The sequence below is a fragment of the Streptomyces sp. NPDC047981 genome (assembly GCF_040653315.1).
Classification (GTDB): domain Bacteria; phylum Actinomycetota; class Actinomycetes; order Streptomycetales; family Streptomycetaceae; genus Streptomyces.
Genome location: NZ_JBEZNQ010000148.1, coordinates 1 through 8,856, shown reverse-complemented (window position 1 = coordinate 8,856; position 8,856 = coordinate 1). Strand labels below are relative to the sequence as shown.

The window sequence follows — 8,856 nt, the reverse complement described above, 5'->3', positions numbered from 1 at the left end:
AGCGCGAGCGCCTCGCCGCCTTCCTGTCCGCCCTGTCCCACCACGACTTCCGGTGGGCCTTCATCGGACGCGCCCTGCTGGTGCTGGGCTACTTCACCGTCGTGGGCCACCCCGCGCCCGCGCCGCGCAGCACCGTCGCCGCGAAGGCGATCGCCGCCGCCAGGGAGAGCGCCGGCAGCCCGGCCCTCAGCGCGTCGGGCACGTCGTACCGGAACGCGGGCACCGCCCCGGCGAGCGGGACGAGCGCGCAGAGCAGGGCGCGTTCACGGCCGAGGACGAGGAGCACGGTCGCGGCCGCCAGGTAGAGCGACTGGCCCGCGGCGAACACGACGACCGGCCATTCGCCGGGGCCCGAGGCCGCGAGGGCGACCGCCGTGCCGGCGAGCGCGCCGGCCGGGGCGCCGACGAGGAGGCTGCGGGCGGCGGCGCCCCGGTCGCCGAGCCCGAGCCAGGTGTGGGCGCGGTGGGAGAGGGCCTGGTTCCACACCCAGCCGGCCACCGCCCCGGCCAGCAGGGGAACCGTTCCGGCACCGCCGAGGAGCGGGGCCCCCAGGACGTACGCGAGGCCGGGCAGGGCGAAGACGAGGCCCCGGAGCAGACAGCCGGCCAGGCCGTGGTGCCAGGGCCCGGCGGCCGGGGCCTCCGGCTCGGGGTGCTGCCGCTCCACGCGCGCGTAGAGGTCCTCGGCGAGGGCGAAGGAGTCGGCGCGGCCGTAGGTGAGCCGGATGTGGTCGTCCGTCATGCCGTCGGACTCCAGGATCGCGGCGATCTCGTCCGGATGGACCGCGACGGCCGCGAGAGCGGCGAGCCGGTCGGCGAGTTCGTCGACCGGGTCGGCGGCGTACGGTCCGGCCGCGGGTCCCGGGCACACCCGCTGGCGCGGGATCACGGGCAGGGTGTCCCGCATCGTGCCGTTCTTCAGCCAGAGGGAGCCGCTCATGACAGGGAGCCTCCGCCGACGAGTTCGGGGCGCCAGGGGTCGGTGAGGAGCACCGTCCAGTCCTCCGGTTCCGGCGCGGCGGGCACAGCGGCAGGGAGGCCGGCCAGTTCGCGGTAGATCCGGCGGAAGCCGTCCACCGAGCGGTGCAGGGTGAACCGGTCGACGACCCGCTGGCGGGCCCTGCGCCCCAGTTCGGCCCGGCGCGCGTCGTCCCGCAGCAGTTCGGTGACGGCCGCCGCCATCACGGCGGGCTCGCGGGGCGGGACGACGAGTCCGGTGTCGCCGACGGCCTCGCGCACTCCGCCGACGTCGGTGGAGACCGTGGCCCGGCCGCAGGACATCGCCTCGATCAGGGAGAACGGGAAGCCCTCGCTGATCGAGGAGAGCATCACCACGCTCCCCGCCGCGTAGGCGCCGGCCACGTCGGTGACCCGGCCCTCGAAGGTGATGCCGTCGGTCACGCCCAGCTCGGCGGCGAGCTTCTCCAGGCGGGTGCGGTAGTCCTCGTTGCCCGCCGGGACCGGGCCGAACAACCGCAGCCGCAGCTCCGGGAGTTCGGCCCGGCAGATGGCGTACGCGCGGATCAGCGTCTCCAGGTCCTTGATCGGGTCGACGCGCCCGCACCAGCTGAGGGTGGGGACCTCCGGCTCGGGACCCGCGTAGGGGAACGCGTGCGGGTCGACGCCGTTGTAGACGGTCCTGATCCGGGCGGCGGGGGCGCCGCCGCGCTCCTCCCAGCGCCGGTTGTACTGGTTGCAGGGGGTGATGAGGTCGGCCTTGCGGTAGCCGAGGGTGTTGAGCTCGCGGTAGAAGCCGAGCATCAGGGCCTTGACGGGCCAGCGCTGGGCCTCGGTGCGGTAGCCGAGGTAGCGCTCGCGCAGATAGATGCCGTGTTCGGTGAGCAGGAAGGGCACCCCTTCGAAGTGCTGGGCGGCGAGCGCCGGCAGCGTCGCGAGGCCGCTGGAGACCGCGTGCGCGACGCAGTCGTCGGGTATCCGGGCGGCGAGCGGCCGCAGCGCGTGTTCGAGCAGGTCGGTCGCGGTGAGCGCGTCGTGGACGGTGGGCCGGGCGGCGGCCGTCGGCAGATGCGGCATGGTCCAGATCCACATCAGGGAGCGCAGCACGCGCTCCGAGCGCAGGGCGGCGGTCAGCGCGCCGCGCCGGGCGAGCCCGGCGAGGGCGTAGAGGCCCTCGCCGAAGTCGCAGCCGGACTCGGGGTCGAGGATGGAGAGCAGGAACCGCTCGTAGGTGTCGGTGAAACGGCGCCGCTCACGGCCCCGCAGGGCCCGCCCCCGCTCCGGGGCGGGGCCCCAGAGCGGGAAGGCGGTGTGCCGGGAGATGTTCGACGGCAGCTCCCAGGTGACGGGTTCGCGGCCGTTGCCGGTGAGGGCGAGGATCTCGAAGTCGACCTCGGGCATCCCCCGGACGAGCTGGTCGCACCAGGTGCTGACTCCCCCGTGGACGTGCGGATAGGTGCCTTCGGTGAGCATGGTGACGTGGCGGCCACTGCTCGGCATGTGCGGTTCCCCCCAGAACGTACGGTGGTCGGGTCGTACGGTCGTCGATCAGGCGGTCGGAAGCCTGAGCGTGGTCGTGGACTGGAGCGCCTCCGGGGCGGTCCAGGCCGAGCGCGCCCCCGCGTAGGCCGTGCCGAACACCGCAGTGCCGAGCAGGAGTTGCTTGCGGGTGCCTTCGGGGGCGGTGACCGGGGCGGTCACTCCGGAGGGCGCCTTGATGGTGACGGCGGTGCCGATGCGGTACGCGGTGACCTGGCCGGCCGCGAGCGCCTTGTCCCAGGCGGCGCGGCGGTCCAGCTCGGTGCCGACGTCGCGCTGACGGGGGTTCACCAGCGGGGTGTTGTCGGCGTACAGGCCCCGGTAGTCGGCGAGGATCCGGTCGAGGACCGGGTAGAGGATGCGCTCCTCGGCGAGGTTGGACTGGTGGACGTAGTGCGGGCGCGGGTCGTTGGCCACCACGTGCGAGAGGGCGATGCGGGCCTCCTGCGGGACGATGTGCGTCGCGTAGCCGGTGGCGGGGTCGAGCGGGGCGGGCAGGCAGGTGGAGGCCGGGTTGGACTCGCAGATGCCGCTGCCGCCGTCGGCCCGCGAGGTGTAGACCCAGTTGTACTCGTCGGCCATCTCGGCGGCCGTGCCCACGTTGTAGTACACGTTCATCGGGTGGCGCGGGACGGTCTTCGCGGGGCCGACCACGCGCTGCTGCGGCTCGCGGGAGTTGTCGCTGGCGATCCACTTCACGCCGGTGTCGGAGAGCGCGCCCGCCAGGTTGGGGTTGTCGACGGGCTGCTGCGGCGCGGTCTTCAGGCCCGAGTGCTCGCCGGTGACGAGTTCGGTGCGGTCGACGGAGATGCCCTTGGCGACGGCCCAGTTGTGGTTGTCGCGGATCTGGGCGGCGATGGTGGCGCGGCTCGTCCACCGGGTGGCACCGGTGGAGGTCTTCGCGCACTGCCAGGGGACGGTGGAGTTGTCCTGGACGCAGCCGAGGAAGGGGTGCGTGTAGGTGTGGTTGATCCAGCGGTACTGGGCGCGGTCGGCGATCAGCCGGGCGGCGGCCGGGTCGGTGCCGCCGTGCTCGGTCTTCCACTGCTCGCCCTGGCCGCCGTTGTAGACCATGTCGAGGGTGAAGCCCGCGGACTTCTGCCAGGCGGCGGCGTACACGGCGTCGTCGACCGTCATCCGGATCGGGTTCTCGCCGGCCTCGCCGTCGCCGCCGGGGCAGTCGAAGTCGCCCGGGGTGCAGTTGCGCGCGGTGTCCCAGCGGGCGTCGGGGGCGAAGACGTCGTCGACGTGGACGGAGAAGTAGTTCCGGCTCTGCCCGAGGTGGACGCCCTCGGTGAGCCACTCGACGATGCCGCGCGCGAGGACCCGGAACTGCCGCTGGTACTGGTTGTAGGCGAAGGAGACGACCAGTTCGCGGCGCCCGTCGTGGGCGTACTCGCCGATCAGGCTGGCCCGGCCGCCGCCGGAGACGGGCACGTCGAGGAGGCTGGTGAAGCCCTCGCGCGGGCGGCCCGCGTAGCCGTAGCTCTCGGTGATCGTGGGGTCGTTGTCCTCGAAGGTCAGGGTCCCGTCGAGGTAGCGGAAGGGCCCGGCCTCGGCGGCCGGGGTGAGGGCGGCGGTGGCCCCGTCGAGGGGGCCGGCGTACCCGCCCTCGCTGGTGTAGTCGAGGCCGACGCCGGGGTGGGCCCAGGTGTACGCGTCGACCTGCGGGATCTTGAAGTTCGTCTCGTACGCCGCGAGCGCGGCCTGCTCGGCGGAGCCGGGACCGAACGGCGCCTCGTGGGGCAGCACGACGCCCTGGTACTTGGCCCGGGGGCGCCCGGAGACGGTGTCGCTGAGGAAGGCCGCGTCGATGACCGGGCGACCGGAATCGGCCAGATCGACGCGGCGGTACGGGACGCCGGTGGAGCGCAGCTCGGCGATGATCGCCTGCACGGCGCTGCCGCCGTCGTCGACGACGAGGACGGTGAGGTCGACCCGCGGGACCGGCGGCGCGGCGGCGCTCGCTCCCGCCGACGGGACGACGGTGGCGAGGAGCGCGGCGGCCACGAGCGCGGCGGTCCTGGAGGCGCCCCCCAGGCCGGAGGCCTTGGGGGAAGTTCTGGGCATGCGGGATCCGGCAGAGTCCATCGGAGTGGTGTCCCCCCTCGACAGGCCCGCCGGACGCGGAGGACCTGTGGAGATGATGCGGATGGTGCAAAGGGGCGAGCGCCGCCCTTGCGCGAATGAGGCGAGTGTGGAGGAGCTCGCGGGCCTCGTGCGGTAAACGTGAAAGAGACACCACGGATGAGTGAATCACCGCCGCCGTGAGCGAACAGGATGAGCGAGCGTAGGCTCGTTCTCGGCGCTCTCCGGGCCGAAATACGATGCGGCGGGCATGGTCGGCCCATCCCTCGACCGCCACAGAACTCAATGGAAGCGAGATTTCACCACCGTGACTGCTCTCACTCTCAGCACAGCCGGCGCCGCGACGCTGCGCGCCGACGCCCTGGTCGTAGGTGTCGCCAAGTCCGGCAAGGGCCTGGTCGTCGCCCCCGGCGCCGAGGCCGTGGACAAGGCGTTCGACGGCAAGCTGGCCGCCGTCCTGGAGACCCTGGGCGCTGCGGGTGCCGAGGGTGAGGCGACCAAGCTGCCCTCCCCCGCCGGTCTGAAGACCCCCGTCGTGCTCGCCGTCGGCCTCGGATCCGCGCCCGAGGACGGCGAGTCGTACCGCGCCGAGACGCTCCGCCGCGCCGCCGGTACCGCCGCCCGCACCCTGCACGGGGCCAAGAAGGCCGCGTTCGCGCTGCCCGTCGCCTCCACCGAGGACGCCGAGGCGATCGCCGAGGGCGCGCTGCTCGGCGCGTACGCCTACACCGCGTACCAGGAGTCCAAGAACGGCAAGGACGCCAAGAAGCCGCTGGCCGAGGTGGCCCTGCTCGGCGGCAAGCCGCGCGACAAGGCCTTCAAGGCCGCCGCCGAGCGCGCGCAGGCGCTCTCCGAGGAGATCAACCGCGCCCGCGACCTGATCAACATGCCGCCGAACGACCTCTACCCCGAGACGTTCGCCGCCATCGTCACCGCCGCGGGCAAGGAGCACGGCCTCAAGGTCCAGGTGCTCGACGAGAAGGCGCTCGACAAGGGCGGCTACGGCGGCATCCTGGGCGTCGGCAAGGGTGCCGTCCGCGGCCCGCGCCTGGTCCGGGTCGCGTACACGCACCCGAAGGCGGAGAAGACCCTCGCCCTGGTCGGCAAGGGCATCACCTACGACTCGGGCGGCATCTCCCTGAAGCCGGCCGGCCACAACGAGACGATGAAGTGCGACATGAGCGGCGCGGCCGCCGTGTTCGCCGCCGTCGTCGCCGCTTCCCGGATCGGGCTCGCCGTCAACGTCACCGGCTGGCTGGCGCTCGCCGAGAACATGCCGTCGGGCTCGGCCACCCGCCCCGGCGACGTGCTGCGGATGTACAGCGGCAAGACCGTCGAGGTCCTCAACACCGACGCCGAGGGCCGGCTGGTCCTGGCCGACGCGCTGACCCGGGCCTCGGAGGAGAACCCGGACGCGATCGTCGACGTGGCGACCCTGACCGGCGCGATGGTGCTGGCCCTGGGCAACCGCACCTTCGGCATCATGGCCAACGACGACGACTACCGCACGGCGATCCACGAGACCGCCGAGGAGGTCGGCGAGCAGTCCTGGCCGATGCCGCTCCCGGCCGACCTGCGCAAGGGCATGGACTCCCCCACCGCCGACATCGCCAACATGGGCGAGCGGATGGGCGGCGGCCTGGTCGCCGGTCTCTTCCTGCAGGAGTTCGTCGGCGAGGGCATCACCTGGGCCCACCTCGACATCGCGGGCCCGGCCTTCCACGAGGGCGCCCCGTACGGCTACACCCCCAAGGGCGGCACCGGCTCCTCGGTCCGCACGCTGGTGAAGCTCGCGGAGAAGACCGCCGACGGCGAGCTCTGACCTGCCGGTGAAACGCCCGCGCGGCCCCTGGACCCGTCCCGGGGCCGCGCGCGTGTTCACCCACAACGAAATCCGTACGTTCGTACGTGCCGGTTACCTGTCCGTACGGGCGATCGGCCGGTCTCACACACCGGCCCCGCGTCCCGCCGCCCGGCAACAAGTGCGAAGATGGGTTCTCGGCAGGACAGGGCCCCCACCACAGGGCCGACAGAAAAGCGGCCGGACACCAGCCGCCGCCCGGTCACAGACGACCGGCGACGAGCGCACATGCATGGAGGACGTGACGTGGCGAACGACGCCAGCACCGTTTTCGACCTAGTGATCCTCGGCGGCGGTAGCGGCGGTTACGCCGCGGCGCTGCGCGGAGCGCAGCTGGGCCTGGACGTCGCACTGATCGAGAAGAACAAGCTCGGCGGCACCTGCCTGCACAACGGCTGCATCCCCACGAAGGCCCTGCTCCACGCCGGCGAGGTCGCCGACCAGGCGCGCGAGGCGGAGCAGTTCGGTGTCAAGGCCTCCTTCGAGGGCATCGACATCAAGGCCGTGCACAAGTACAAGGACGACGTGATCTCGGGCCTGTACAAGGGCCTGCAGGGTCTCGTCGCCTCCCGCAAGGTGACGTACATCGAGGGCCACGGCCGGCTCTCGTCCCCGACCTCCGTCGACGTGGACGGCCGTCGCGTCGAGGGCCGTCACGTCCTCCTCGCCACGGGTTCCGTGCCGAAGTCCCTGCCGGGTCTGGAGATCGACGGCAACCGGATCATCTCCTCCGACCACGCCCTGACCCTGGACCGCGTCCCGGAGTCGGCGATCATCCTCGGCGGCGGTGTCATCGGCGTCGAGTTCGCCTCCGCGTGGAAGTCCTTCGGCACCGACGTAACGGTCATCGAGGGCCTGAAGCACCTGGTCCCGGTCGAGGACGAGAACAGCTCCAAGCTTCTTGAGCGCGCGTTCCGCAAGCGCGGCATCAAGTTCAACCTCGGCACCTTCTTCCAGTCCGCCGAGTACACCGAGAACGGTGTCAAGGTCACCCTGGCCGACGGCAAGACCTTCGAGGCCGAGGTCCTGCTGGTCGCCATCGGCCGCGGCCCGGTCTCGGCCGGTCTCGGCTACGAGGAGCAGGGCGTCGCGATGGACCGCGGCTACGTCCTCGTCGACGAGTACATGCGGACGAACGTGCCGACGATCTCGGCGGTCGGCGACCTCGTCCCGACGCTCCAGCTCGCCCACGTCGGATTCGCCGAGGGCATCCTCGTCGCGGAGCGGCTGGCCGGTCTGAAGACCGTTCCGATCGACTACGACGGTGTGCCCCGGGTGACGTACTGCCACCCCGAGGTCGCCTCCGTCGGCATCACCGAGGCCAAGGCCAAGGAGATCTACGGCGCGGACAAGGTCGTCGCCCTCAAGTACAACCTGGCGGGCAACGGCAAGAGCAAGATCCTGAAGACCGCGGGCGAGATCAAGCTCGTCCAGGTCAAGGACGGTGCCGTGGTCGGCGTCCACATGGTCGGTGACCGCATGGGCGAGCAGGTCGGCGAAGCGCAGCTGATCTACAACTGGGAGGCGCTGCCGGCCGAGGTCGCGCAGCTCATCCACGCCCACCCGACGCAGAACGAGGCTCTCGGCGAGGCGCACCTGGCGCTGGCCGGCAAGCCTCTGCACTCCCACGACTGACGCTCACGTCATCACGGGCGCGACGACCACTTTCCGCAATTCGTTAGGAGCAACTGAAACCATGTCGGTTTCCGTAACCCTGCCGGCGCTCGGCGAGAGCGTCACCGAGGGCACCGTCACCCGCTGGCTCAAGGCCGAGGGTGAGCGTGTCGAGGCCGACGAGCCGCTGCTCGAGGTCTCGACCGACAAGGTCGACACCGAGATCCCGGCCCCCGCGTCGGGCATCCTGGCCTCCATCAAGGTCGCCGAGGACGAGACCGTCGAGGTCGGCGCCGAGCTCGCCATCATCGACGACGGCACCGGTGCGCCGGCCGCCGCTCCGGCCCCGGCCGCCGCCGAGGCCCCCGCCGCCCCGGCTCCGGCCCCCGTGGCCGAGGCTCCGGCCGCTCCGGCCCCCGCGGCCGAGGCTCCCGCCGCCGCTCCGACCGGTGGCGCGACCGGCACGGACGTCGTCCTCCCGGCGCTCGGCGAGTCCGTCACCGAGGGCACCGTGACCCGCTGGCTGAAGTCGGTCGGCGAGACCGTCGAGGCCGACGAGCCGCTGCTCGAGGTCTCCACGGACAAGGTCGACACCGAGATCCCGGCCCCGGCCTCCGGTGTCCTCCTGGAGATCGTCGTCGCCGAGGACGAGACCGCCGAGGTCGGCGCCAAGCTGGCCGTCATCGGTGCCGCTGGTGCCGCCCCGGCCGCCGCTCCGGCTCCGGCCGCCGCCGCTCCCTCCAGGAGGCTGCGGACGATGCGGCCCTTCGTCGCCTTGTTGAAGTGGCTGACCACCT

At 72.4% G+C, this 8,856-nt stretch carries 5 protein-coding genes and 1 pseudogene; 3 read left to right on the top strand and 3 right to left on the bottom strand.

Translation table 11 applies throughout. The features are described from left to right. Nucleotides 1-193 precede the first annotated feature (193 nt). From AB0E14_RS38560 to AB0E14_RS38550, 3 genes and pseudogenes are all read right to left on the bottom strand, one after another. Nucleotides 194-940, bottom strand: a pseudogene (locus tag AB0E14_RS38560) (hypothetical protein); the annotation flags it as partial. Continuing rightward, nucleotides 937-2,457 (bottom strand): GT4 family glycosyltransferase PelF, encoded by a 1,521-nt coding sequence (pelF, locus tag AB0E14_RS38555; RefSeq protein WP_362429856.1) that lies wholly within the window; start codon nucleotides 2,455-2,457, stop codon nucleotides 937-939. The gene pelF and the pseudogene AB0E14_RS38560, both read right to left, overlap by 4 nt. Before the next feature lie 48 nt (nucleotides 2,458-2,505). Next, nucleotides 2,506-4,566, bottom strand: a complete 2,061-nt coding sequence (locus tag AB0E14_RS38550; RefSeq protein ID WP_362429853.1) for a hypothetical protein — start codon at nucleotides 4,564-4,566, stop codon at nucleotides 2,506-2,508. 325 nt (nucleotides 4,567-4,891) lie between these two features. Here AB0E14_RS38550 and AB0E14_RS38545 point away from each other — a divergent pair, with 325 nt between their 5' ends. From AB0E14_RS38545 to AB0E14_RS38535, 3 genes are all read left to right on the top strand, one after another. Further along, nucleotides 4,892-6,406, top strand: a complete 1,515-nt coding sequence (locus AB0E14_RS38545) for a leucyl aminopeptidase (protein WP_362429850.1) — start codon at nucleotides 4,892-4,894, stop codon at nucleotides 6,404-6,406. 285 nt (nucleotides 6,407-6,691) lie between these two features. Next, complete coding sequence (lpdA, locus tag AB0E14_RS38540) at nucleotides 6,692-8,080, top strand: dihydrolipoyl dehydrogenase (RefSeq protein WP_137989784.1); 1,389 nt, start codon at nucleotides 6,692-6,694, stop codon at nucleotides 8,078-8,080. A gap of 61 nt (nucleotides 8,081-8,141) precedes the next feature. Next, on the top strand, nucleotides 8,142-8,856 hold a 715-nt coding region (locus tag AB0E14_RS38535; protein ID WP_362429846.1), incomplete at its 3' end, for a biotin/lipoyl-containing protein.